The organism is Methylocapsa sp. D3K7 (assembly GCF_029855125.1).
Taxonomy (GTDB): Bacteria; Pseudomonadota; Alphaproteobacteria; order Rhizobiales; family Beijerinckiaceae; genus Methylocapsa.
On sequence record NZ_CP123229.1, the window covers coordinates 3,940,332 to 3,964,818 of the forward strand.

At 60.0% G+C, this 24,487-nt stretch carries 20 protein-coding genes; 12 read left to right on the forward strand and 8 right to left on the reverse strand.

Annotation, left to right across the window (positions count from 1 at the left end; genetic code table 11):
- Positions 1–3: 3 nt before the first annotated feature.
- The 3 genes from QEV83_RS18480 to ileS form a co-directional block, all read right to left on the reverse strand.
- Positions 4–687: a hypothetical protein gene (locus QEV83_RS18480; protein ID WP_280129106.1), complete on the reverse strand. Its 684-nt coding sequence runs from the start codon at positions 685–687 to the stop codon at positions 4–6.
- A gap of 126 nt (positions 688–813) precedes the next feature.
- A complete protein-coding gene (gene lspA / locus QEV83_RS18485; protein ID WP_280129107.1) occupies positions 814–1,308 on the reverse strand; it encodes a signal peptidase II in 495 nt (164 codons plus the stop codon).
- Complete coding sequence (gene ileS / locus QEV83_RS18490; RefSeq protein WP_280129108.1) at positions 1,305–4,361, reverse strand: isoleucine--tRNA ligase; 3,057 nt, start codon at positions 4,359–4,361, stop codon at positions 1,305–1,307. Before ileS ends, lspA begins: the two co-directional genes overlap by 4 nt.
- Before the next feature lie 355 nt (positions 4,362–4,716).
- Between ileS and mutL the strand changes: the two genes are divergently transcribed.
- The gene (gene mutL / locus QEV83_RS18495; RefSeq protein WP_280129109.1) at positions 4,717–6,531 is read left to right on the forward strand and encodes a DNA mismatch repair endonuclease MutL; all 1,815 of its coding nucleotides are present in this window, start codon (positions 4,717–4,719) and stop codon (positions 6,529–6,531) included.
- Between the two features lie 12 nt (positions 6,532–6,543).
- Here mutL and QEV83_RS18500 read toward each other — a convergent pair whose 3' ends face one another.
- Entirely contained in the window at positions 6,544–7,269 is a 726-nt protein-coding gene (locus QEV83_RS18500) for a carbonic anhydrase (RefSeq protein ID WP_280129110.1), read from the reverse strand.
- A gap of 130 nt (positions 7,270–7,399) precedes the next feature.
- Between QEV83_RS18500 and purD the strand changes: the two genes are divergently transcribed.
- Entirely contained in the window at positions 7,400–8,677 is a 1,278-nt protein-coding gene (purD, locus tag QEV83_RS18505; protein ID WP_280129111.1) for a phosphoribosylamine--glycine ligase, read from the forward strand.
- Positions 8,678–8,751: 74 nt separating this feature from the next.
- On the forward strand, positions 8,752–9,309 hold the full coding sequence (locus QEV83_RS18510; RefSeq protein WP_280129112.1) for a fasciclin domain-containing protein: 558 nt from the start codon (positions 8,752–8,754) through the stop codon (positions 9,307–9,309).
- 63 nt (positions 9,310–9,372) lie between these two features.
- Here QEV83_RS18510 and rsmD read toward each other — a convergent pair whose 3' ends face one another.
- Together rsmD and QEV83_RS18520 are read right to left on the reverse strand one after the other, a co-directional pair.
- On the reverse strand, positions 9,373–9,927 hold the full coding sequence (rsmD, locus tag QEV83_RS18515) for a 16S rRNA (guanine(966)-N(2))-methyltransferase RsmD (RefSeq protein ID WP_280129113.1): 555 nt from the start codon (positions 9,925–9,927) through the stop codon (positions 9,373–9,375).
- Between the two features lie 11 nt (positions 9,928–9,938).
- Positions 9,939–11,576 carry a pseudouridine synthase gene (locus tag QEV83_RS18520; RefSeq protein WP_280129114.1) on the reverse strand — a complete coding sequence of 546 codons (1,638 nt, stop codon included), beginning with the start codon at positions 11,574–11,576 and terminating at the stop codon, positions 9,939–9,941.
- Positions 11,577–11,871: 295 nt separating this feature from the next.
- Here QEV83_RS18520 and QEV83_RS18525 point away from each other — a divergent pair, with 295 nt between their 5' ends.
- The 5 genes from QEV83_RS18525 (at position 11,872) to miaA (ending at position 15,908) form a co-directional block, all read left to right on the forward strand.
- Positions 11,872–12,864: an HWE histidine kinase domain-containing protein gene (locus tag QEV83_RS18525; protein WP_280129115.1), complete on the forward strand. Its 993-nt coding sequence runs from the start codon at positions 11,872–11,874 to the stop codon at positions 12,862–12,864.
- A gap of 1 nt (position 12,865) precedes the next feature.
- The gene (locus tag QEV83_RS18530; protein ID WP_280129116.1) at positions 12,866–13,246 is read left to right on the forward strand and encodes a response regulator; all 381 of its coding nucleotides are present in this window, start codon (positions 12,866–12,868) and stop codon (positions 13,244–13,246) included.
- A gap of 108 nt (positions 13,247–13,354) precedes the next feature.
- The gene (locus QEV83_RS18535) at positions 13,355–13,819 is read left to right on the forward strand and encodes a nucleoside deaminase (protein WP_280129117.1); all 465 of its coding nucleotides are present in this window, start codon (positions 13,355–13,357) and stop codon (positions 13,817–13,819) included.
- 142 nt (positions 13,820–13,961) lie between these two features.
- Positions 13,962–14,930 carry a 4-hydroxy-3-methylbut-2-enyl diphosphate reductase gene (ispH, locus tag QEV83_RS18540; protein ID WP_280131142.1) on the forward strand — a complete coding sequence of 323 codons (969 nt, stop codon included), beginning with the start codon at positions 13,962–13,964 and terminating at the stop codon, positions 14,928–14,930.
- A gap of 39 nt (positions 14,931–14,969) precedes the next feature.
- Positions 14,970–15,908 carry a tRNA (adenosine(37)-N6)-dimethylallyltransferase MiaA gene (miaA, locus tag QEV83_RS18545; protein WP_280129118.1) on the forward strand — a complete coding sequence of 313 codons (939 nt, stop codon included), beginning with the start codon at positions 14,970–14,972 and terminating at the stop codon, positions 15,906–15,908.
- Here miaA and QEV83_RS18550 read toward each other — a convergent pair.
- Both QEV83_RS18550 and QEV83_RS18555 read right to left on the reverse strand, forming a co-directional pair.
- On the reverse strand, positions 15,889–16,713 hold the full coding sequence (locus QEV83_RS18550; protein ID WP_280129119.1) for an RMD1 family protein: 825 nt from the start codon (positions 16,711–16,713) through the stop codon (positions 15,889–15,891). The genes miaA and QEV83_RS18550 overlap by 20 nt on opposite strands.
- A gap of 91 nt (positions 16,714–16,804) precedes the next feature.
- Entirely contained in the window at positions 16,805–18,568 is a 1,764-nt protein-coding gene (locus tag QEV83_RS18555) for a DUF882 domain-containing protein (protein ID WP_280129120.1), read from the reverse strand.
- A 462-nt stretch (positions 18,569–19,030) separates the two neighbouring features.
- On the opposite strand from QEV83_RS18555, the gene gor reads away from it, so the two are divergent.
- The 4 genes from gor (at position 19,031) to QEV83_RS18575 (ending at position 24,081) form a co-directional block, all read left to right on the forward strand.
- Positions 19,031–20,452: a glutathione-disulfide reductase gene (gor, locus tag QEV83_RS18560; protein ID WP_280129121.1), complete on the forward strand. Its 1,422-nt coding sequence runs from the start codon at positions 19,031–19,033 to the stop codon at positions 20,450–20,452.
- Between the two features lie 50 nt (positions 20,453–20,502).
- Positions 20,503–20,856, forward strand: coding sequence for a helix-turn-helix domain-containing protein (locus QEV83_RS18565; protein ID WP_280129122.1), 354 nt, complete (start codon positions 20,503–20,505; stop codon positions 20,854–20,856).
- A gap of 101 nt (positions 20,857–20,957) precedes the next feature.
- The gene (locus QEV83_RS18570) at positions 20,958–22,346 is read left to right on the forward strand and encodes a 3-deoxy-7-phosphoheptulonate synthase class II (RefSeq protein WP_280129123.1); all 1,389 of its coding nucleotides are present in this window, start codon (positions 20,958–20,960) and stop codon (positions 22,344–22,346) included.
- Between the two features lie 37 nt (positions 22,347–22,383).
- On the forward strand, positions 22,384–24,081 hold the full coding sequence (locus tag QEV83_RS18575) for an NAD+ synthase (protein ID WP_280129124.1): 1,698 nt from the start codon (positions 22,384–22,386) through the stop codon (positions 24,079–24,081).
- Positions 24,082–24,487 lie beyond the last annotated feature (406 nt).

A 24,487-nucleotide genomic window follows, 5' to 3' on the forward strand; every position in this document is an offset into this window, starting at 1 on the left:
AATCTAATTGTCGACCGAGAGCTTATGTCCCTGTGAACGAATAAAGGCACCCGGATCGGCGACGTCAGGTTGATCCTTTGGCGCCTCGATGGTCGCCTTGGCGACGCCCGTCGCCTTCCGGTAACCCGGGGGCGGCTCGGTCAAATATTTGCGCTGCGGCTCTGGCCCCGGCTGGATTTTATCCGACGAGGTGCTGGAGACCATGGATTTTAGAGCCTTCCAGGGCGCATAGAGGCATATCGGCGTCCCAGCGCCGGCTTGACATTCGTCGGGCGGGCCGTCCGCGGGCAACGGACCTCGCCCTTGCTGCAGCTCCGTCTGAGACATTTCGACGCGCGTATTGGGCGTTATTTGCGGGGCGGGCCGGCGGGAATCCAGGGCCGCGCGGCGTTCGGCGATAACGTCGGGGTCTTTGGGCCAAGACGGATCGCGGACCGCCACTTTGGGCGGCGGCAGGTCGATTTTAGGAGGCACTACGATCGGCGGCCTTGCCCGGTAATCGATCGCATCTTGCTCCTTGTCGAACTGCATCCCGACAAAGCCCAGCACGGAATTGAACATATTGGTATCTTCCTGCGCTCGCGCTGGCGACACGCCGGAAAACGCCGCGACACACAACAGAGCGGCGGCCGACACCACCGCGCCAAGGCTGCGTCCTACGACGATACCGGAGATCATGGTCTTCATCTTTGATCGACTCCGCAAATCCTGAGGGTCCCGTGTCCTCGCGGGAACTCTGCGCGGGCATTGTGTCCGCCTTCAGGGCTTTTTGGAGGCAAACGCTAGTCGGGAGCCAGTGCTGGCTAAGAAAAGCTACTGCCCGGTGGCCTGTCCTTGAGGCTTTTTAGCCGGCCGCCAGGAGTCGTAAATCAGCAGCGCCACCCCGGAGACGATCGCGACATCGGCGAGATTGAAGACATACCAGGAGAAAGACCCCACGTGGAAATGATAAAAATCGGCGACAAACCCATAGGTCAGCCGGTCATAGGCGTTGCCAAGCGCGCCGCCGACAATCAGCCCGAGGCCTAAGCCAGCGATTTTCGTCGCCGCGCGCCAGAGCCAAAAGCCGAGAAACGCCGTCGCCGCCAGGGTGACAACAAGCAGCAGCAGACGCTGGACTCCGTTCTGGGCGGGAAACAGCGAATAGGAAATACCGGGGTTCTTGGCATAGATCACGTCAAAAAAGGGCGCGAGCCGGACCGGCTGGCGCGCTTCGATCCCGAAAACAAAGATAAGCCAGAGCTTATTCGCCTGATCGGCAATCAGCGTCGCGGCCAGCGCCAAAAGCCCGACGAGGCGCGGCCTCATGGCCATTGCCCCAAAGCCCGCAACTCCCGCAAGGCCTGCGCGTCGCGCGGGCTCACATCCGGAAATTCCGAATCGGTTCCGACAAGCGGCGAAATTTTCCAGGACCTCGCGCATTTTCTGCCCGAGGCGCTCTCCGGCACGCCGGCAACCCCCAAGACATCGTCAAGGCGGAAAGCGCCCACAGGTCCTTCGCCCGCCTCGATGGTGATGTCCGAGGTGATGCAGATTTCGGCAAAATCAACCGATTCGAGCAGCGCCTTCAAACCCGCATCGGCGACAAATACTTTTGGTGCGGCCTCGAGCGAGGAGCCGATACGTTTTTGCGCCCGCTCGATTTCCAAGGCGCCGGTGACGACGGAGCGGACACGGCGGATTTTGTCCCATTTTTCCGCGAGCACGTCATCGCGCCACGATGGCGGAATGTCCGGGAATCCTTCAAGGTGAACCGAAACCGCGCCGGGATATCGCGCAAGCCACGCCTCTTCCGATGTGAAAGCTAGCACCGGCGCCAGCCACAACGTCACGCTGCGGAAAATCTGTTCGATCGCTTCAAGGCAGGCGCGGCGCTTCTCGCTCGAAGGCGGCTCGCAATACAGCGTATCCTTGCGAATATCGAAATAGAAGGCCGAGAGATCGGTGTTGAGGAAGGCCGTCAAACGCGCGACGACGCGTTTATAATCGAACTCCTCATAAGACTTCCGGATCTCGCCATCCAATTCCGCGAGCTTGTGCAGCATGAGTTTTTCAAGTTCGCCCATGGCCTCGACGCCAACCGTCGTGGCGGGGTCGTAATGGGCGAGCGAGCCGAGCATCCAGCGGATCGTGTTGCGGAGTTTCCGGTACGTTTCGACAAAGGTTTTTAGGATTTCGGGGCCGATGCGCAGATCGTCGGAATAATCCGAGGCCGCGACCCAAAGCCGCAATATATCGGCGCCGGAATCCTTGATGACGGTTTGCGGCGCCACGACATTGCCAAGCGATTTCGACATTTTCTGGCCCTTCTCGTCGAGAACGAAGCCATGCGTCAAAACCGCGTCGTAAGGCGCGCGCCCGCGCGTGCCGCAAGATTCCAGGAGCGAGGAATGGAACCAGCCGCGATGCTGGTCGGAGCCTTCCAGATACATGATTTCATCACGGCCGCCGTCGCGCCTGCGATGGATTCCCGCAAGGGCAGGGAAGTGTTTGGGATCGTCCAAAGTGAAGGCGTGGGTCGAGCCTGAATCGAACCAGACATCGAGCACGTCGTCGATTTTTTCGTAATGTTCCGGATCATGTTCGGGGGAAAGAAAGCGCGCGGCGGCGCCGGGCGCGAACCAGGCATCGGCGCCTTCTTGCTCAAAAGCGCCGGCGATGCGCTGATTGACTTTCTCATCGACGAGAATTTTCTTTGTATCCTTATTGACGAAGATGGCAATTGGCACGCCCCAGGCGCGCTGGCGCGAGACCACCCAATCCGGCCGGTTGGCGATCATGCCGGTGATGCGATTCTCGCCTGTAGCGGGGAACCATTGGGTCCGGGCGATCTCGCTGAGGGCGATCTCGCGCAGGGTGAGTGCATTACTTAAGGCACCCTTATCCTGAGGAGCGTGCGCAGCACGCGTCTCGAAGGGTTTGTCCATCGGCTTGTCGAGTGCGATGAACCATTGCGGCGTGTTACGAAAAATGACCGGCTTTTTCGAGCGCCAGGAATGCGGATATTGGTGTTTTAATTTTCCGCGCGCCACGAGATTGCCGGCTTCGATGAGCGCCTTGATGACGGCCTCGTTGGCGTCGCCCTTATTGCCCTTGTCATCGATGACGCGGCGCCCAGTGAACCCCGGTGCTTCCTCGGTGAAGAAGCCGTCGGCGTCGACGGTGTAGGGGATGCGCGTATCGATGCCGCGTGCGTCTAGCGCGGCTTTGTTGGCCATCCAAATGTCGAAGTCGTCACGGCCATGACTTGGGGCAGTATGGACGAAGCCCGTGCCCGTGTCGGCGGTGACGTGATCGCCATCGAGGAGAGGAACTACGAAACCATAGTCGGGGGACGTCGCGGCGAGGGGATGACTCACAAGGAGGCCGCGTAAGTCATTTGCCGGGACATCGCGCAAGCGCGTGAAGGACTCGACCTTACCTGCATTGAATACGTTTTCGGCGAGTGCGTCGGCAAGAATATAGCGTTTTCCCTTCCCCGCCCAATTTTGTTCTGGAGCAGCCGTCACTTCATAGAGACCGTAAGCGATTTTCGATGAAAAACTGATCGCGCGGTTGGCTGGGATCGTCCAAGGGGTCGTCGTCCAGATGACAACCGACGCAGTTATAAGCATGGCGACGGCCTCGTGCTCGCTAGCTACTAGCTTGGAGCTATTGATCGGAAACGCCACATACACCGTATCGCTAATGTGGTCCTCATATTCCACTTCCGCCTCGGCGAGTGCCGTCTTTTCCACCACGCTCCACATCACCGGCTTCGAGCCGCGATACAGCGTCCCATTGCCCGCGAATTTCATGATCTCGCGGGCGATCTGTGCTTCGGCGGCAAAACTCATCGTCAGGTAGGGATGATCCCAGTCCCCGAGCACGCCGAGCCGCTTGAACTCCTCCTTCTGCACCTCGACCCAATGCGCGGCGAAGGCACGGCATTCGTCGCGGAACTCGTTGACCGGCACGGAATCCTTGTTCTTGCCCTTGGCGCGATAATTTTCCTCGATCTTCCATTCGATCGGCAGACCATGGCAATCCCAGCCCGGCACATAGGTCGACTCCTTGCCGAGCATCCGCTGCGAGCGGGTCACGAGATCTTTCAAAATCTTATTCAGCGCGTGGCCGATGTGGATATTGCCATTGGCATAGGGCGGCCCGTCGTGCAGGACGAATTTCGGCTTGCCGCGCCCGGCCTCGGTGAGGCGCCGGTTCAATTCGATCTCGTGCCAGCGGGCGAGCAGTTCGGGTTCCTTTTTCGGCAAGCCGCCGCGCATCGGAAAATCTGTGCGGGGTAGAAAAAGGCTTTTGGAATAATCGGGAGGCGTTTGCGCCAGCGTTTCACTGTCGGCGCCGGGGGTCTGCTTGGTCATGCTGTTTCAGGCCTGCTTGCGCGGAACATCGCGCCGTTGGATTTACAAAACACAAGTTCCCGGCCGGACAATGCGGGCCGGGCCCCTAATTCGGAGCAAAAGCAGGTCGAGGATCGTGGCCATGAGCGTCTTCTAACAACGAAAACGCGGGGAAGAAAGCATTTTGGGCCGTGTCTATCTCAAGCTGAACAGCAAACGGCTGGCCGGAAAGTTGCGGATAAGCCAGGCATGGCCGGAGCCAAGTGTTGATTTTCCCCGCCCGAGGCGGCTCTCTCATTGGGCGTTTCCCCGCGCTTTGCTCCAGTTCGAGGCAATTTGCCTGTGAAATCCTAACGGCGTCCTAGGTGAACCGTCCATGCCCGTCCGCCGTCTCGATCCCGTGCTTGTCGATCGCATCGCGGCAGGCGAAGTCGTCGAGCGGCCGGCCGCCGCCGTCAAGGAGCTCGTCGAAAACGCGCTCGACGCGGGCGCGACCCGCATCGAGATTGCCATCGAAGCGGGCGGACGGCGTCTGATCCGCGTCATCGACAATGGCAGCGGCATGGAACGTCAAGACCTTGAGCTTGCCGTCGAGCGCCATGCAACCTCGAAACTGCCCGACAGCGATCTCACCCAAATCGCGACGCTTGGTTTTCGTGGCGAGGCCTTGCCGTCGATCGGCTCCGTCGCGACGCTCGATATTTGTTCGCGGGTGGACGGCGCGCCGCATGGGTTTTCGATCCACGTCGATCAAGGCACGAAACACAAGCTTGCACCCTGCGGCGATCCGCCCGGGACAAAAGTCGAGGTCCGCGATCTCTTCGCCGCCACCCCCGCGCGGCTCAAATTCCTCAAAGGCGACCGCGCGGAGGCGCGGGCCTGTGCCGACATCGTGCAGCGCCTCGCGATGGCCCATCCTCACACGCGCTTCACCTTTTCAGGAACAGAGACGGCGAGCTTTGATCTTGCCGCTGACGGCAATCGCGAAACCGCCCTGCTGACGCGACTCGCCAATATTTTAGGCGAAGACTTCCGCGCCAACGCGCTGCCCATCGAAGCCGCGCGGGAAAATTTCCGGCTCGATGGCTATGCTGGCTTGCCGACCTGGCACAAAGCCAATGCGCAGGCGCAATATCTGTTCGTCAATGGGCGGCCGGTCCGCGACAAGCTGCTGATTGGCGCGGTGCGCGCCGCCTATATGGATTATTTGCCGCCGGGGCGGCATCCGGCGCTGGTCCTGTTCCTCAACTGCGAGCCGCGCGAGGTCGATGTCAATGTGCATCCGGCGAAAGCCGAGGTGCGCTTTCGCGACTCGGGCCTCATTCGCGGCCTGATCATCGGCGCCTTGAAGCAGAGTTTGCAGGCGGCGCTCCACCGGGCGACACCCGCGCATGGCGCAGCGGCGCTCGACTCTTTCGCACGGCGGCCAAGTTTTGCGAGCCCGGCTCCCGCTCGGCCCGCAGCCGGCTGGGATTGGCGGCAATCTCCCGCCTATCCGGGGTTTTCCGAGAGCGGCCCGGCAGCCTTCGGCGATCTTGCGCTCATCGGCGAAGCGATCACCGCCGACACCAGTGCTCATGCGCAGGCGCCCGCGCAAGAAGATATTGAAGCGCCGCTCGGCGCCGCGCGGGCACAGATCCACGACAATTACATCATCGCCCAGACCCGCGATGGCATCATTATCGTCGATCAGCATGCCGCGCATGAGCGTCTTGTGTATGAAGCTTTGAAGGCCGCGCGGTCGGACAAACAAGTGCCGCGCCAGGCGCTGCTGATTCCGGTGATCGTGGAGATGGAACAGGCGGATGTTGAGCGCCTCGAGGATGCTAGCCCGCTGCTGCAAGAATTGGGACTTTACGTCGAGGCGTTTGGGCCCGGCGCGGTCGCGGTTCATGAAATGCCCGCCGTATTGAAAAGCGGTGATGCGCAAGCGCTCGTGCGCGATCTTGCCGCCGCGCTTCGCGAGGATGAGCGCGCCGCGGTGCCGCTAGAACGGCGGCTCGATCATGTGCTGGCAACGATGTCCTGCCACCATTCGGTGCGCTCCGGCCGCCGTCTCAGCGGCGATGAAATGAACGCGCTGTTGCGGCAGATGGAGCGCACACCCGGCAGCGGCCAATGCAATCATGGGCGGCCGACCTATATCGAACTGAAGCTTTCTGATATCGAGAAATTGTTCGGTCGGCGGTAGCGGGCCGGTGGCTCAAGCCAGCAAACTGATTTTTCCGTTGGCGAGATCGTAAACGCCGCCAGCGATTTTCACCTTGCCGCTGTCCGCGAAACTCGCGAGCAAGGGCTGCGCGGTTTCGAGTTGCTTCACGGTGAGCACGACATTTTCCGCGATCGCTGCCGCGAGAAGATCCTTTGGCGATTTGGCTTTCGCGGCTTCGACCGCTGGTTTGAGGGATTGGACCAGCTCTGGCAAATGTCCCGGCAGGACGGCATTGTCTTCGACGACTTTGATGGCCGCGCTGACCGCGCCGCAATTGGAATGTCCAAGCACCAGAACCAATGGGACGCCCAAAAACTTCACCGCATATTCGAGACTGGCGAGGCCGTCGTCATTGGCAAAATTGCCGGCGATCCGCACGACGAACAGATCGCCGGGCCCTTGGTCGAAGGCAAACTCCGGCGCGACGCGCGAATCCGCGCAGCTCAGGATCGCGGCGATGGGATATTGCGATGTCGTCCGCTCGACCCGCCCGGCGGAAAAATTCCTGTGAGTCGGCTTATTGGCGACATAGCGGGCATTGCCCTCCATGATGCGGCGCAGTGCCGCGTCGCCGCCGATCGCATTGGGCTTCGGCTTCCCGCTGTCTGCTTCCTTTGCGTTCGCGGCCCCAAAAGCCGACAAGGCGACAAAACCCGCTGCGGTTCTGAGGGCTCCGCGCCTTGTAAAGCCATGATCACAGTGAGGAGAAAAGCACATTTTGAAACCTCCCAAGCAGCTTCCGGTCTTGCCCGTTCAGGGCCGGATAATCCATTTATAATCATATCCGTGATGATTCGCTCAATTTATAACTTTCTCAACGCGGCGCTCCGGAGTATCGATCGCCGCCATGAATATTCTTCTGATCGGGTCCGGCGGCCGAGAACATGCCATCGCCATCGCGCTTGCGAAAAGCCCGCTGCTCGAAACGCTGTTTGCCGCCCCAGGCAATCCTGGCATGGAAGGGCTCGCGCGGTTTGTATCCCTCGATGTGGCAGACCATCAAGCTGTCGCCGCCTTCTGCAAAGAAAATAGGGTTGATCTTGTCGTGGTTGGTCCCGAGGCGCCGCTTGTTGCTGGTCTCGTCGATGATCTGACGGCGGCTGGGATCAGGGCTTTCGGCCCCAGCAAGGCGGCCGCCCGGCTCGAGGGTTCCAAATCCTTTACCAAGGCGTTTTGTGCCCGCCACGCGATTCCCACCGCGGCCTATGCGTGCTTCACCGATGCCGCATCCGCGAGCGCCTATGTGCGCGCCAAAGGCGCGCCGATCGTGATCAAGGCGGATGGGCTGGCGGCGGGGAAGGGCGTTACCGTGGCCATGAGTCTTGCTGAGGCGGAAGCCGCGATCGAAACACTTTTTTCAAGCGGCCTTGGCGAGTCAGGGATCGTCATCGAGGAATTCCTCGAAGGCGAGGAGGTCTCGTTTTTTGCGCTCTGCGACGGCACGCATGCGGTGAGCTTTGCCTCGGCCCAGGATCATAAGCGCGTCGGCGAGGGCGAAAGCGGACCCAACACCGGCGGCATGGGCGCCTATTCGCCGGCACCCGTCATGGATGCGCAGATGAGCGAGCGCGTGATGCGGGAGATCATTACGCCGACGCTTCATGGAATGGCAGCGGCGGGAGCACCTTTCAAAGGTGTTCTCTTTGCCGGTCTGATGATCTGCGCCGAGGGACCAAAGCTCATCGAATACAATGTGCGCTTCGGTGATCCGGAAACCCAAGCCATCTTGCCGCGTCTCGAAGAAGATCTTCTCCCCCTCATGCTGGCTTGCGCCGACGGGTGCCTGCTGGAGCGGCCCGCACGCCTGTCGCCCTTGACCACGCTGACCGTCGTGCTTGCCGCCAAAGGCTATCCGGGCGCTCCGCTCCGGGGGAGTGAAATTCTTGGACTCGAAGAGGCCGAAGCCATGCCCTTTGTTGCGATCACTCATGCCGGGACGAAGCGCGATGGGCAAAGACTCATCGCCGATGGCGGCCGCGTCCTCAATGTCACGGCGGCCGGCGCCGATGTGACGGAAGCGCGCGCTAGAGCCTATGCGGCAATTGCCATGATCGACTGGCCGGGTGGTTTCTATCGCCGCGATATTGGCTGGCGTGCTTTGAAATTTGCTTTGAAGAGCGTTTGAAACTTTTTGGCCTGGGCTTCCGTAAAGATCAGCATACCGGACATTGAAGCCGGTGAGCTTGAAAGGAACCGATCATGAAGTTCAATCGCAAAATGCTTGCCGCCAGCGCGTTGCTGGTTGGCGCGAGCCTCTCCGGCGTCGCCTCCGCTGAGATCACCAAGATGGTTGGCGGCGCGGCCATGTATCCGAGCAAAAACATCATCCAGAACGCCGTCAATTCCAAGGACAACACGACGCTGGTCGCGGCTGTGAAGGCGGCGGGTCTCGTCGATACGTTGCAAGGCGCTGGACCCTTTACGGTCTTCGCGCCGACAAATGCGGCCTTCGCCCAGCTTCCCTCGGGCACGGTCGATAGTTTGCTGAAGCCAGAGAACAAAGGCCAACTCGCGACTGTGCTGACCTATCACGTTCTGCCGGGCCATCTCACCACGGCTGATTTGAAAAATGCGGTGAAGGACGGTGGCGGCCAGGCGACCTTCACCACTGTTCAGGGTGAGCCACTGACGATCACGGAGAAGGGCAGGGCCCTCGACATCACCGATTCGAAGGGCCGCACCGCGCGCATCACGATCGCCGATGTTCTGCAATCGAACGGTGTCATTCATGTCATCAACAAAGTGCTGATGCCCTGAACATTTTGACGCGAATGAAACATATAAGAACAACACCATGGGCGACGCGACGCGCCCGTGGTGTTAAAGGGATGAAGCGAACACAAGTTGCGTGTCGCCGAAGAGCCGTCTTTCGTGCGCGACAAAACCTTCCGGCATATCTATCCCGGCCTCTGCGGCTTCCTCGATCACCAAAAGTGCGTCCTGGCTTAGCCAGCCTCCATCGCGCAAAGCTTTGAGTGATGGAGGAACGAAGCCCTTGCCATAGGGAGGGTCGAGAAAGACGAGGTCGAATCTCTCGGGCTCCGGTGCCGCGCCAAGCTTTCGCGCATCGCGGTGGAAAATGCGGGTGCTCTCCCCCAGTCCGAGCGCCTTGGCGTTGGCGCGAACAATCGCGCAGGCCGCCGAACTCGCCTCCACGAAGTGAGTGAAACGCGCGCCGCGCGATAAAGCCTCGATCCCCAAAGCGCCCGTTCCCGCAAACATATCCAATATGCGTGCATCTTCGACTGGGTTGTCATAGGAATGCGCGAGAATGTTGAAGAGCGTCTCCCGCAAACGGTCGGATGTCGGCCGGATTGCGGTTGATCCCGGCCCTTGCAATATCCGGCCCTTCAATCTGCCGCCGACAATCCGCATGGGGGACTCAACTATTTTTTATGTGGAGTCCGCGGTCCTTGGCCGCGCGGGGCAGGGCGTCCGCCGCTGGCGTGGCCCCGGCTTGTCTTCCCCGATGCACCTTCCGGACCTTTCCAGTTTTTTGAGCGCGATGGCGCCGGCTTTGCCCTCGATGGTGGCCCTTTGCCGCGCAATGGCGCCGCCGGCTCTTGTCTTTGCCGTGCGCCGCGTTCTTTGCGCGCGTCTTCGAACCTGCCGCCACGCCCGGCAAAGGATTTGTCTTTGGCGGCCCGCTTTGCTGGTCTTTCTTCTTGCATTCTGCCGCCCGCGCCAGCCGGGTGGAGGTGCTCGACATGGACCTTACGTCCGCTCCGGTCGGCGGTTTCGCGGCGCTCAATGCGTTTGCGAGGACCGCGGGTCTCGGCTTCTTCGGCGCGCAGCGCGGAAATATGTTTGCGGACGCGGGGCGCTGGTTTGACCTTGGGTTCGGCCCTGACGTCCATCCGGCGCTCGCGGGCGGCTGGTTTTGCCGCATGTTTTGCCGCGTAGGGTTCGGTTTCACGACTTCGCGTCTGGCGCGGTTCGCGAGTGGACTCCCGGTCTCTCCCTTCGCTACTCCGCGAACGCGGGATAACCGCCTCGGCCATGTCGGCCGCCTCACTCTCATTCTCAAGCGGACTGGTAAAATCCGCGCCGGCCGCCTCCGTGAGCACTGGACCTAGCTGATCGCGGAGCACGCGCGTGCGGACCTCCACGATCGCGCCCTCGGTGATTTCCCCCAGCTGGAAGGGTCCGTAGGAAAGCCGGATCAACCGGTTGACCAGCAGTCCAATATGTTCGAGGACGCGTTTGATTTCTCGGTTTTTGCCTTCGCGCAGCGTCATCGTCAGCCAGCTGTTGGCACCTTGCACGCGATCAAGGGTCGCCCCGATGCCCGCATATTGCACGCCATCCAATGTCAGACCGTCGCGCAGCCCATCGAGAATGGCTTGGTCGGTAACACCGTTGACGCGGACTCGGTATCGCCGCACCCAGCCCGTCGATGGCAGTTCGAGGACACGCGCGAGGCCGCCATCATTGCTGAGCAGCAAAAGCCCTTCAGTATTGATGTCCAGCCGCCCGATGCTCACGACGCGCGGGCCGTCCGGCCAATGCTCCCGCAGAAAATCAAAAACCGTTTGCCTCCCCTCGGGGTCGCGCTCGGTGGTGACGAGACCGCGCGGTTTATGGAACAAGAACAGACGCGTGCGGGCGCGTTGGACGAGCGGCTGGCCGTCAACGATAATGTGATCGCCCGGTTGGACATTAACGGCGGGATTGGTCAGGGTGACGCCATTTAGGACGACGCGCCCGTCGCCAATCCAGTTTTCGGCCTCGCGGCGCGAGCAGAGCCCGGCCCGGGCAATGACCTTGGCAATGCGGGAACCGGACTCCGTGGCCTCCGCCGGCGCCTTATGGGCCGCGCTTGGCCTTGGTTCGTGGGCGCTACCTGGTGCTGGCTTGCGGCTCACATGGAGGAGAGGGGAGGCGGGGAGTGCCTTCGCATATTGTGGCTTCGCGGGCTTGGGACCTCGCGGTTTTTTGACGTGCTCCGGGCGGCTCCGGGCGTCACTTGGTAACCGGGCCGCAGCACGGCCGCGAGGATGTTCTTTGCCAGGATGTTCGCGCATAAACCTTGATAGCAGACTCTCGCCGGAAAAGGGAACAAAGCATTCGCTAAGAACGTTCCTCCCCACTAACCCCTCACTTTTGGCGGGCTCCGGCCCGCTGTTTTTCGTGTGATTCCAACAACGCCAAAGCGAAGCTATCTATAGGCCTAGCTCCTGCGCTATAGGTTCACGAAGGCGAAACTGACTTGATCTGCAATCTGGCCTCATTTATCGTTTCGTACTTTCGTTCGCCTCGCACTCCGTTCGTTTCGTGCCGATCCGCAGCGATTTGCCGTCTTGCCGAGAGTGACCCGCCATGAGTCCAAAAGTCCCCGAGACACCGTTGGAAGGAGAAAATCAGTTTCAGCTGCTCGCCGATTTTGTGCCGCAACTGATGTGGCTGGCGGACCGTGACGGATGGATCTACTGGTATAATAAGCGATGCTATGAATACACTGGGACGACCCCCGAAGAGATCGAGGGCTGGGGGTGGAAAGCGGTGATTGAACCCGAGGCCCTGCCGGCGGTAGTGGAGGGCTGGTCACGGTCCATCGCGACCGGCGAGCCCTTCGAAATGGTGATCCCCCTCAAAGCCGCGGATGAAAGTTTTCGCCCATTTCTTTCGCGTGTCCAGCCGCTCAAGGACGGTCAGGGCAATGTGCTTCGCTGGTTTGGTACGAATACCGACATCTCCGAGCAAAAGCTTGTGGAAGAGCGCCTTCAGCACCTTCTCAATGAACTCAATCACCGGGTGAAGAATACGCTTGTGACGGTTCAAGCCATTGCGAGCCAATCCTTGCGGACATTGCCCCGCGAAAATATCGAGACGTTTCATGACCGCCTGGTGGCGTTGTCACGGGCGCATGATTTGCTCATGCAGACGAATTGGGAGGCGATGGAGTTGCGTGAGATCGTCCGGCAAACGCTCGCTCCGCTGTGTTCAAAACAGCCGTGTGACCGGCTCGCGATTGACGGCCCCGCCGTGCTTATCGCGGCCGACAGAGCGGCCTCATGGTCGATGGCGATTCACGAGCTTTGCACGAATGCGCTGAAGTATGGCGCTTTCAAATCGGAAACAGGCCAGGTCAACATCGCATGGCGGGTTCCGGAGGAAGGACGGTTGCGGTTTCGCTGGAGCGAGCATGGAGGCCCGCCCGTTGCCATATCCCAGCGTCGCGGATTTGGGACCCGTCTCATCGAAAGCTTGGGGCGCGAACTTGCTGGCAATGCCACCCTCCTGTTCGAGCCGGAGGGCCTCATTTGCACGATCGATGCAGAGGCTCATCCAGCGCCGGGCCGGTCATCGTAGCGTGGACAGTGGAGGCGAGCATAACCTTCCGTTAAAGGGACGCGGAATTCTGCTCGTCGAGGACGAGGCGATGGTGGCAATGCTGCTTGAGGATATGCTCAATCAATTGGGCTGTCATGTCGTTGAGGCCGCATCGCGCGTTGACACCGCGCTCAAAGCTGTTGAGTCACGCATATTCGATGTTGCCATACTCGACGTGAACCTGAAAGGCGAGACGAGTTATCCCGTTGCCGATTTGCTCTGTTTGCGTAAAATGCCCTTTCTGTTTGCAACCGGCTATGGAATACAGGCGATCCCGGAACCCTACCGGCAGCACATTGTGTTGCAAAAGCCGTTCCGGAAACAAGAACTTGAAGAGGCGCTGTTGAGTGCCTTGAAATAAGTTATACGACCGGATCGCGGCGCCAGTCCTTATCCTGCTGCAATCCCTGTGCGCATCATCGTGCTAGCGCACTGGTACGGGACGCCCGCAACGGAGAATTCCACGGTGATGCCATCGAACGGCGGCGCTCTGAAATCCGATCCGATGTCTTGCGCCTTTTTTGAGGCGCGCGCCGCGTTGGAGCGCGGCGAAGTCCCGGTCGGCGCCGTCATCGTCTGCAATGGCGAGATCGTTTCGCGGGCTGGCAATCAAACCCTTCAGGATAAGGATCCGGTCGCTCACGCGGAAATCCTGGCAATTCAGCGGGCATGCCGCGCCGCCGGGTCGGAACGGCTTTCCGGTTGCGACCTTTACGTGACGCTGGAGCCTTGCGCGATGTGCGCGGCGGCGATTTCCTTCGCCCGTCTGCGCCGTCTCTATTTCGCCGCCTCGGACCCAAAGGGCGGCGGGGTGGAGCATGGCGCGCGGTTTTTTGGGCAGCCTACCTGCCATCATGCACCGGAAATTTATGGCGGATTCCGCGCCACCGAGGCTGCCGCAATGTTGACCTCTTTTTTTTCTGAGCGGCGATGAACGCACGTCAAAAAACTGGCTTCACGGGTGTCCTGTCGGTTATCGTTAATAGTAACTTCCCGCAAAACAGCAAATCGCGCGGGAGACTTGACAGGTGAACCGCCGAACACCTAAACGAAATGGTGTCTGGGTCCATCTCCGCATGACCGTAAAGCCAAAGCTCCATGTGTTCCTCTGCGCACCACGCGGTTTTTGCGCGGGAGTCGTGCGCGCCATCGACGCTGTCGAGGAGGCCCTGCGCATTCATGGCGCGCCCGTCTATGTCCGCCATGAAATCGTGCACAACAAATATGTCGTGGAAGGGCTGAAAGCCAAGGGCGCGATTTTCGTCGAGGAACTTGACGAAGTGGAAGATACGACGAAGCCGGTCATCTTTTCCGCGCATGGGGTGCCGAAATCCATACCGAAAGATGCCGAATCGCGCAAAATCTTCGCTATCGATGCGACCTGTCCGCTGGTCACGAAGGTCCATCGCGAGGCCGAATTGCACCATAAGCAAGGGCGCAAGGTGCTCCTCGTAGGTCATGCCGGACATCCGGAAGTCGTCGGGACATTGGGCCAGCTGCCGAAAGATTCAATCATTCTGGTGCAAACACCGGAAGACGTCGAAAATCTTCATCCGGAGGACGAGAACAATCTTGCTTATGTGACCCAAACCACATTGTCGGTCGATGATACGCGTTCGATGGTCGCGGCCCTGACGAAGCGGTTTCCCAATATCGTTGGACCGCATCGCGAAGATATTTGTTACGCGACGACCAACCGGCAGGAGGCGGTCAAGCGCGTGGCCCCGGTTGTCGACGCCTTGCTTGTCGTCGGTTCTTCCAACTCGTCGAATTCACAAAGGTTGAAAGAAGTCGCGGAACGCTCCGGCTGCAAACTTGCCCGTCTCGTCTTGCGCGCGGCCGATGTCGAATGGGATTTGTTCAGCAAGATTTCCACGCTCGGAATTACAGCTGGCGCCTCAGCTCCAGAAATTCTTGTCGAGGAAATCATGGATGCGTTCGCCGAGCGGTACGAACTGATTGTCGAGACGGTTTCGACCGCCGACGAAAGCGTTTTTTTTCCGCTCCCTCGCCAGTTGCGCCAGGTGGCGGCGAACGAAATATAGCTGCTCCCGGCCGCGCCGCGCGCAAACACAACGACCCGCTTGACAAAAATTTCTGCGATCCTCATTGCCGGGCCGACGGCGAGCGGCAAATCGGCTTTGGCGTTGCGCCTCGCTGATGCGTTTGGCGGCGCGATCGTCAACGCCGATTCCATGCAAGTCTACCGCGATCTGCGTGTCTTGACGGCACGTCCTGACCCGCTGGAAGAGGCGAAGGCTCCGCACCATCTTTACGGCCATATCGATGGTGCGGTGAATTATTCGGCCGGACTTTGGCTGGCGGATGTGGCGCGCGTTCTCGAGGTGCTACGCCGCGAAGGGCGGCTGCCGGTTTTTGTGGGCGGCACGGGGCTCTATTTCAAATCCCTGACGCTCGGGCTTTCCGAAATCCCCCATGTGCCGGAAGCGGTCCGCGCGAGCATTCGCGCGCAGGCGGCCGGCGTTTCACCTTCTGAGCTGCATGCACGCCTCATGCACCACGATCCGGCGAGCGCGGTGCGCTTGCGGCCGACCGATCCGCAACGCATTTTACGCGCCCTCGAGGTTTTCGAGGCAACCGGCAAAAGTCTTGTCTCTTTTCACACCGCACGCGCGGCGCCGCTCCTCGAGACGCAAAATGTCTTCGCGGTTTTCCTCGCGACAGAGAGAGAAGCGTTGAAGTCGTGGATCAGCCGGCGCTTCGACGCCATGCTCCACGCGGGCGCGTCGCAAGAAGCCGAGGCGCTCCATGCGCGGGGACTTGATCCCGCCCTTCCGGTAATGCGCGCGCATGGCGTCCCGCATCTCATCGCGCATCTCAACGGCAGCATATCCTTGGCCGAGGCGGCGCGTCTGGCGAAATTGGATACGGCCCGCTACGCCAAGCGGCAATTGACCTTCGCCCGGCATCAGCTCGCTTCATTCCAATGGGCAACCGCGGAGGACGCGGAGACGCGTGCCTTCGAGATGTGCGCGAACTTCCTCAATGCCGCCAAAAAATAATCTGGCCGATCGTGAGGAATATCTCGGCGATGATCAAGACCACGATCGTTGCTTCGAGCCGGGTTGCACGGTCGGCGTCGATCATGTCGGTGAGCGTGCGCGCGGTTTCCACGATCGTATCGAGTTTGCGCTTGAGGGTCTCGGCGCGCTCCTTGAGTTCATATTCGTCTTCGAGTCGCGTATAGAGCCGCTCGAGATCGGGCCGGTCCCATAGCACGTCCGGCTTTTCCTCGACGGCAACACGGCCCGATACGCGATGCTGGACAAGAAGCGTCTGGCCGATCAATTTCAGCATCGAGCGGCGCTTCCAAGGGGGACGCCCGGTGCGCGCGAGGGCTGCCGCGAAGGGTTCGATGACATCGAACACCGCATTGACTTCGCGTTCATCGCGGCCGAGCGAGACACTTTTGGCGAGCGCATCGGCGACGACGAGGAGGCGCTGCGCCGAAAGGTCCTTGATCGCGATTGCGCTGCCTGGTGAGATCTTGTCCTCGAACTCAGGTGATATTTCCAGCGTGAGGGATTCATCGTCGACATGCTCATGCGGCCCCGAAACCCGCAATTTCACTTGGCCGAGCACATCGTCTTCTTCGAGGGGCGAGAGGCCGAACATGACCGCGACACCGAAACGGTACAGCGCGACAAAGCCATTCGACCCCGCATGAAAAGCGAGCGGCGTGGCGGAGATCATGTCGGAGCGTTCCAAACCGGCCGTGTCGATCCGATCGCCAAGCAACAGCGCCCGTGCGATCATACGGCGCGGGGCTAGGGGGGGGACGGGAAGATCTGTATGCGGGATGGCCATCGCCCTTGATTACAGGGCGGAGCTTGTGTTTGGAAGCGTAATCGGACCTCTGCTCTGCAATGGAGAGGAGGACTACCGTCTCCGGAAGCGGTCAATTTCCGCGTGGCTTGTCCTGATCTTCCCCCACATGAACGAAACCTTGCGCAAGGGCAACGGGTTGTGCGGCGCGTCCAGTGAAATGGCCGGCGTCGGGATCGTTCGCTTGCGTGCCAAAGGCCGGGACATAGGCCACCGCAGGTGTCTTAGAGAGCGCGCCGGGAATGACCCGTGCCGCCCGGCGCAGGCCGGTTAACGAGGGACCAAGTATCGACGGAGCCGGGAAAGTGGCGACGGCAACGCCGCCTGCGGTGCCGCGAAGTCTGGGCCAATCAGCGCGTGCCGCCGCTTGCGTGGTTGACCGGCTCAGCGTTTGGCCAGGCGTCGTGCTGGCGGCAGTCTGCGTCTCCCGCAGCGGCGTCTCCGATGCGAAGGCAAGAACATGGGGCGGCACGATCAAATGGTCTTTCGGACCCTGCGTAATCACGACCGGAAGACTCGCCGCGCGGTCCAGGGACGTGTTGGCGGGCGGCGTCGCGCCAGAAACGGCGGCGCCGTTCATCGTTCCTTGCTTGGCGTCAGGTTTCCCGTCGAGTTTGGCCGCAGGGGGAATTTCTGTTCTTGGCACCGGGATCGGGGTGAGCGATGCCACGCGGCTCAGCGAAGCTGGCCGCGTGGGCGGCACCGGAACATTGGCGGCGGCAAGTGCGATATGATCGCCCGCGAGCGCCGGGCGTGCCGGCGGAAGCGGCACGGCCGCCGCGATCCAGCGCTTGCCAGCGGAAATACTGCTGTTCGACGCGGTGTCCTGATCCTGCCCGGCAGTGGGGCCGCCGGTCTCATGGGAACTCGCCAGGGAACCCAAATCCGCGACGGCCGTGCGGCTGCCTCCGAACGCGGCGGGTTCGATGCGCGCCGTATTTTTAGCCGGAGCCGGGACTGATGGCGGATTGGCCACGGGTGTTGAAACGTCCGGATTTCCGCTGGTCGCGGAGGCGGTTTCGATGGTCCCATATTTCCCATGTCCGGGACGGCCGGCTTGCGGCTTGACGATCTCCGCTTCTTTTTCTTCGCCTCTTTCTTCGTCGTGCTTGCCGAACAGCCAGGCGAACAATCCGCCGCCCGATGGCGCCGATTGCGGCACGTCGGCCATCACGCCGCCGCGCGAGGCGATCTCGGCGCGGGCCTCTTGGTAGCGGGAAAGCGTGCGTCCGTCGGCGGCAAGATGCACGGTCTTGCCGTCCGGAAACAAGCGCACGAGCTGATCGTAGCTCATCCGCGGCCAGGCCCTGACATTGCCGACATCGAGATGGACAAAATTCTCGCTCGGATACCAGCCGACGCCGCCGCGTTGCAGACGCATGCCGATCTCGCGAATTCTGGCCATCGGCATTCCGGGCATGGTCGTATCCATCGCCCGGCCCAAGATATGTTGTGAATGCTCAGCGACCGCATGCGAGCGGGCGCGCAACATCGCATTGGTTTGCGGCGAGCGGTAAGCCGAAACGATGTTGATCGGCTGCGTTGCCCCGGCGGTCCGGTAGGCTTCCCAGATCACATCGAAGAGCCGGGGGTCCATTCTTGTGCGATCGTTGTTGCGCCAATCGCGCAGAAAATAATTAAGCTTTTCGAGAACCGCCGGATCATAGGATCCATTGACGCGGAACGTAGCCTGGATCGATTCACCCGTGTGGGTATGATAGAGATTTAATGTGCGGGTATCGCCATTGGCGACAGCCGTTTCTGTCGATGAAGAAATGATGATACTGGATAAAAGCGCAACCACGCTCGTTGCGGCGAAGAGGCAGGCGGATCGCATGATAGCCAGGCTTTGACGCGGTTGTCGCAAGTTCAGTCTCGCAGTTCTGGCTGGGCAGGCCGAGGGTCGTTTGAGCGGCGCCGCGCATCAATGATGAAGTCTATTCATGATGACACGAACTCGTCTAAAATTTTAGCTTTTGCTGCTCATGATTAACGTCCCGTCACCCCGCTTGCGCATTTCCCTCAAATTCACGAATCGTCAACCACAACGTGGTGAATAGCTTGTTAATAAGCGGAGGGAATATGGCAAGCATATGTCCAAGCTTGCGTGGCGGTTTCGTGCCGGAATTCACACGCGATCTCTCTATTTTTACGTTGGATTGGGGGTGTCCGTTCGAAAGGATTTCGCGGGGTGCGCTCTGAGCGGCAAGGCTTTTTTGCGGCGGCGATGAATCTTGTTTCAACCTTGCGTCCGTGCCATCGCTTTTGACCCTGATCAGTGGCGGGCGGAGGAGGTAAAATGGCTGAGTATGATGTCGATCTTTTCGTGATCGGCGCTGGATCGGGCGGGGTTCGCGCTGCACGAGTTGCGGCGGCGCATGGCGCGCGCGTCATGATCGCGGAGGAATTTCGTGTCGGCGGCACCTGCGTGATCCGCGGTTGCGTGCCGAAAAAGCTCTTGGTCTACGCGAGCCGGTTCAAGGATCATTTCGACGACGCGGCGGGGTTTGGCTGGACGCTGACTGGAGCTTCCTTCGACTGGCGAAAACTTGTCGCGGCAAAGGAAAACGAAATCTCCCGTCTGTCGGCGATCTACCGCAGCAATCTCAGCAAAGCCGGAGTTGCGGTCGTTGACGGCCGCGCCATAATCGAGGACGCGCATCGCGTGCGGCTGATGGCCGATGACCGAAAGTCGAGCGCGAAAATTATCCTTATCAGCACCGGCGGGGCGCCGGTTCTCGAACCGGATATTCCGGGACGTGAATATGCGATTACGTCCAATGAAGTCTTCGATCTTCCTTCCTTGCCAAAGCGCATGCTGATTGTGGGCGGCGGCTATATCGCGGTCGAATTTGCGTCGATTTTCGCTCGCTTCGGCACGGAAATTTTGCTTGCCGTGCGCGGTGAAAATGTGCTGCGCGGATTTGACGATGATCTGCGATCGGGCGTGCGGGATGGGCTCGTTCATGCCGGAGTCAAACTCCATTTTGGCACGCAGCCGGTGCGCATCGAAAAGACCGCGGCTGGCATCCACGTAAGCCTGACGAAAGGCGAGTCGCTTGACGTTGAGCAAGTGATGCTTGCAACTGGCCGGCGTCCCAACACGGCTGGGCTTGGACTGGAAAAAGTGGGCGTCGAATTGGATCATATCGGCGCCGTGAAGGTCGATGCTTTTTCCAAAACGAACATCGAGTCGATCTATGCCGTTGGCGACGTCACCAACCGGGTTGCTTTGACGCCGGTCGCGATTCGCGAGGGCCATGCTTTCGCCGATACAGTGTTTGGCGGCAAGCCGGAGGCCGTCGTGCATAGCGGCATCCCAACCGCCGTCTTCTCGACCCCCGAACTCGGCACGGTCGGTCTTACCGAGACCGAAGCCCGGGCGATGTTTGATTGCGTCGATATTTACATGGCGAACTTCCGGCCCTTGAAGGCGACGCTCTCCGGGCGGGCCGAGATGATGTTGATGAAGATTGTCGTTGATGGCGCGACCGATCGTGTCCTCGGCGTGCATATCCTGGGCGAGGACGCCAGCGAGATGGCGCAAATTCTGGGCATTGCCGTCAAATTGGGCGCCAAAAAAGCCGATTTCGACGCGACCATGGCGCTGCATCCGACGTCCGCTGAAGAACTCGTCACCCTGCGCACCCGCACCGCGCGGTACGAGCGGGAAATCCCCGGTCCGGAAGGCCCGGATTCGGGAGCGCTCGGGGAAGGATAGGATGGCCTAATTGCTGATCAGTGCATTTATAAAAATGGAGGGATTTTGTAATGCGGTATGAGCAAAGCATTGATGATCGTCTATGGATTAACGCCGCGATACTTTTCCTTCAAGAGTTTAGGAAGGTCAATCCTGATGTGACCGCAAATACCATCTTGACGTTCCTGCATATTGCAAAGCAGCCTGGAATTACACAGAAGGAGATCCTGCAACTCCTAGGGTTGGCAGACAGCGGCCAATCACGAACCGTCTCGACGCTGTCCAAATATGGAGACAGAGGGCGTGCCGGGTGGAATGTTGTGGACCTTGAAGAAGACCCCCGTGATAGGCGCCAGAAACCACTTCGCCTGAACGGTAAGGAGGAACTCATTTTAGCGTCTCTGCGCAGGTTGTTCCCGCAATAACAACAATACGGATTCCTGTTTTCTTGCCGTATTTGGAAAAACCTCTGTATAAGGCGGTTTCGAAATCGCAAGCTTTGGGGCGCCCCAGGGAGTTAGACGAGATGCCCAATGAATGCTGGTCGCCTGCCAGCTGGAGAGCAAAACCGGCCGAGCAGATGCCCGTTTTTACCGACAAGGGGGCACTCGCCGCTGTCGAAAGCCAGCTTGCGGGGTTTCCGCCGCTCGTTTTCGCGGGCGAGGCGCGCAAGCTCAAGCGTATGCTGGGCAAGGTCGCGGCGGGAGAGGCTTTTCTTTTGCAGGGCGGCGATTGCGCCGAGAGCTTCGCCGAGCACGCCGCCGACAATATCCGGGATTTTTTCCGGGTTTTTTTGCAAATGGCAGTGGTCACGACATTTGCGGCAGCCCTGCCGGTCGTGAAACTTGGCCGCATCGCCGGTCAATTCGCCAAGCCGCGCTCGGCGCCCGATGAGACGATCGATGGGCTCACATTGCCGAGCTATCGCGGCGATATTGTCAACGACATCGCGTTTGACGCCCGTGCCCGCGAGCCCGATCCCGAGCGCCAGCTGATGGCCTACCGGCAATCGGCGGCAACCTTGAATCTCATTCGCGCTTTCGCAACGGGCGGCTATGCCAATCTCGAAAATGCGCATGGCTGGATGCTCGGCTTTATCAAGGATAGTCCGCAGTCCGCCCGCTACGAAGAGCTGGCGTCCCGCATCACCGAAACGCTCGGCTTCATGCGCGCGATCGGTCTTGATCCCGAGTCGCATCAGGAAATGCGGCAAACGGATTTTTATACCTCGCATGAGGCCTTGCTGCTCGGTTACGAGGAAGCGCTGACCCGCATCGACTCGACGACCGGCGATCATTACGCGACGTCGGGTCATATGATTTGGATCGGCGACCGCACCCGCAATCCAGATCATGCCCATGTGGAATATGCGCGCGGGGTCAAGAATCCGATTGGTCTCAAATGCGGACCAACACTCAAGCCGGAGGAATTGCTGAAACTCATCGATATTCTCAATCCGGCCAATGAGCCTGGCCGTCTGACCTTGATTTGCCGCTTCGGAGCCGAGAAGGCGCAAGAACGTCTGCCAGATCTCATCCGCGCTGTGCAGAGGGAAGGGCGCAGCCTTGTTTGGTCCTGCGATCCGATGCATGGCAATACGGTGAAAGCGGCGGGTGGCTACAAAACCCGGCCGTTCGACAAGATCATGAGCGAGATTCGCACGTTTTTTTCCGTCCACCGGGCGGAAGGCACCTATGCTGGCGGTGTGCATCTGGAGATGACCGGCAAGAATGTCACCGAATGTATCGGCGGCGCACGCGCCATATCGGAAGCCGATTTGCGCGATCGCTATCACACTTATTGCGATCCGAGACTCAACGCCGAGCAAGCGATCGAGGTTGCTTTTCTCGTCGCCGAACTGTTGAAAGCGGAACGGATCGAGCGCGGCCGGGCACATGCCGACGCCGCCGCGTGACGCCTGACGGCGGGGCAGGGCCGCGCATGAGCAGCAAGTGAGCGAGCCGCCCGCGAACCGCCTCGTCATCGGCCTCGCGCAGATCAATTGCACCGTCGGCGACATCGCGGGCAATCTTGCCCGCATGCGTGCCGCCCGCGCCGAGGCGGCCGCATTTGGCGCCGATCTCGTGATGTTTTCCGAGCTTTTCATCGCCGGCTATCCGCCCGAGGATCTCGTCTTGAAGCCGGCCTTTGTCGAGGCGTGCCGCGTGGCTTGCGAGACGGTCGCCCCGGAGACCGCCGATGGTGGTCCAGCCATTCTCGTCGGGTTGCCGTGGAACGAGAACGGGCAGTGCTATAACGCCTATGCTCTGCTCGATAAAGGCCAGATCGAAGCAATCCGCTTCAAGGTTGATTTGCCGAATTACGGTGTGTTCGACGAAAAGCGCGTGTTTGCGTCCGGACCGATGCCTGGGCCTCTGGTGTTCAAGGGCGTGCGTATCGGCGTTCCCATCTGCGAGGATATTTGGGGGCCGGACCCCGTTGAATGCATCGCCGAGACGGGCGGCGAGCTTCTGCTCGTGCCCAATGGGTCTCCCTATTGGCGCGGCAAGACCAACGAGCGGCTTTCGATTGCCGCCGCAAGGGTTGTTGAGAGCAGATTGCCGCTGATCTATCTCAATCAGTTCGGCGGCCAGGACGAACTTGTCTTCGATGGCGCGTCCTTCGGCCTCAATGCCGATTGCTCGCTCGCCTTCCAGCTTCCGGCTTTTACAGACATGGTGGGCAAGACGGTTTGGGAGCGTGGACCGGATGGCTTTGTCTGTGTCGAAGGGCCCCGCGCAAATATCGAAGAAGGCGATGAAGCCGATTACGCCGCCTGCGTCCTTGGCCTTCGCGATTATGTAGACAAAAATGGTTTCCCTGGCGTCGTCATGGGGCTTTCGGGCGGCATCGATTCGGCGCTCTGCGCCGCGATGGCAGTGGATGCGTTGGGTCCCGGCCAGGTCCATTGCATCATGCTGCCCTACCGCTTCACTTCGGATGAATCTCTCAAGGATGCCGAGCACTGCGCGCGCGTGTTAAAAGTTCGCTACGATATCTTGCCGATTGCCCCGGTGCTCGAGGGTTTTGAAAAGGTTCTCGCCCCAATTTTCGAGGGCACCAATGCGGGCATCACGGAGGAAAACATCCAAAGCCGCGCCCGTGGCACGCTACTGATGGCGGCGTCCAACAAATTTGGCTCGATGCTTGTGACAACCGGCAACAAATCGGAAATGTCGGTGGGTTATGCCACGATCTATGGCGATATGAACGGCGGCTTCAATCCCATCAAGGATCTTTACAAGATGCAGGTTTTCCGGCTTGCGGAGCTTCGCAATCGCTGGAAACCCAAAGGTGCGCTTGGACCGGACGGAGAAGTGGTTGCGCGCAATATTCTTGTTAAACCGCCAACCGCAGAACTGCGCGAGAATCAAAAGGATCAAGATTCGCTGCCGCCCTATGAGGTGCTGGACGCGATCCTCGAAGGTCTCGTTGAAAAAGAAATGCGCGTCGCCGATGTCGTGGCCTTGGGCCATGATCTCGAAACCGTGAAAAAAATCGAGAGGCTTCTTTATCTCGCTGAATATAAGCGGCGGCAGTCAGCGCCGGGTGTCAAGGTGACCAAGAAAAACTTTGGCCGCGACCGCCGCTATCCGATCGTCAACCGGTTTCGCGATCCTGGCTTGCCGGAGGCGGGCAAACCCACATGACGGTGCGTGGCCTTCAAGGAAGCCATCGTACCAAAGTGTTTCACGTGAAACGTTTTGGTAAGGTCGCGACGGAAAATCGTACAAGCCGCAAGACAACGCGCTGCCCTTGAACAGGTAGGATTGTTCGATTTTTTTGTGCAATTCAAAGCCGGACAGTCAGACGCTTCGCGGGCTAGGGCCGCCAGTGGAAAGTGTCCCAAGTGTAAGATTGATCCGTGTCATCAAGCTGTGTCAAAGATTGACCTCGCCGCCATCGCGGGGCGCGGGAAAATCGGGCGGGAGCCGCGCGGATAAAAAGGACATGGATATGAGAATTGTCCTCTTTCTTTGTACGGGGAACTATTATCGAAGCCGCTTCGCGGAGGAGATATTCAACTTCGCAGCTCCTATCGACTGCCCCGGATGG

Bases quoted from the DNA above. Each gene is read 5' to 3' on its own strand.
- QEV83_RS18480 (WP_280129106.1), bottom strand. From the start codon at position 687: ATGAAGACCATGATCTCCGGTATCGTCGTAGGACGCAGCCTTGGCGCG.
- QEV83_RS18555 (WP_280129120.1), bottom strand. From the start codon at position 18,568: ATGCGATCCGCCTGCCTCTTCGCCGCAACGAGCGTGGTTGCGCTTTTA.
- QEV83_RS18570 (WP_280129123.1), top strand. From the start codon at position 20,958: ATGCCCAATGAATGCTGGTCGCCTGCCAGCTGGAGAGCAAAACCGGCC.
- QEV83_RS18565 (WP_280129122.1), top strand. From the start codon at position 20,503: ATGCGGTATGAGCAAAGCATTGATGATCGTCTATGGATTAACGCCGCG.
- mutL (WP_280129109.1), top strand. From the start codon at position 4,717: ATGCCCGTCCGCCGTCTCGATCCCGTGCTTGTCGATCGCATCGCGGCA.
- QEV83_RS18510 (WP_280129112.1), top strand. From the start codon at position 8,752: ATGAAGTTCAATCGCAAAATGCTTGCCGCCAGCGCGTTGCTGGTTGGC.
- QEV83_RS18500 (WP_280129110.1), bottom strand. From the start codon at position 7,269: ATGTGCTTTTCTCCTCACTGTGATCATGGCTTTACAAGGCGCGGAGCC.
- QEV83_RS18525 (WP_280129115.1), top strand. From the start codon at position 11,872: ATGAGTCCAAAAGTCCCCGAGACACCGTTGGAAGGAGAAAATCAGTTT.
- QEV83_RS18550 (WP_280129119.1), bottom strand. From the start codon at position 16,713: ATGGCCATCCCGCATACAGATCTTCCCGTCCCCCCCCTAGCCCCGCGC.
- QEV83_RS18520 (WP_280129114.1), bottom strand. From the start codon at position 11,576: ATGCGCGAACATCCTGGCAAAGAACATCCTCGCGGCCGTGCTGCGGCC.
- ileS (WP_280129108.1), bottom strand. From the start codon at position 4,361: ATGACCAAGCAGACCCCCGGCGCCGACAGTGAAACGCTGGCGCAAACG.
- lspA (WP_280129107.1), bottom strand. From the start codon at position 1,308: ATGAGGCCGCGCCTCGTCGGGCTTTTGGCGCTGGCCGCGACGCTGATT.
- rsmD (WP_280129113.1), bottom strand. From the start codon at position 9,927: ATGCGGATTGTCGGCGGCAGATTGAAGGGCCGGATATTGCAAGGGCCG.
- QEV83_RS18535 (WP_280129117.1), top strand. From the start codon at position 13,355: ATGCCATCGAACGGCGGCGCTCTGAAATCCGATCCGATGTCTTGCGCC.
- gor (WP_280129121.1), top strand. From the start codon at position 19,031: ATGGCTGAGTATGATGTCGATCTTTTCGTGATCGGCGCTGGATCGGGC.
- ispH (WP_280131142.1), top strand. From the start codon at position 13,962: ATGACCGTAAAGCCAAAGCTCCATGTGTTCCTCTGCGCACCACGCGGT.
- purD (WP_280129111.1), top strand. From the start codon at position 7,400: ATGAATATTCTTCTGATCGGGTCCGGCGGCCGAGAACATGCCATCGCC.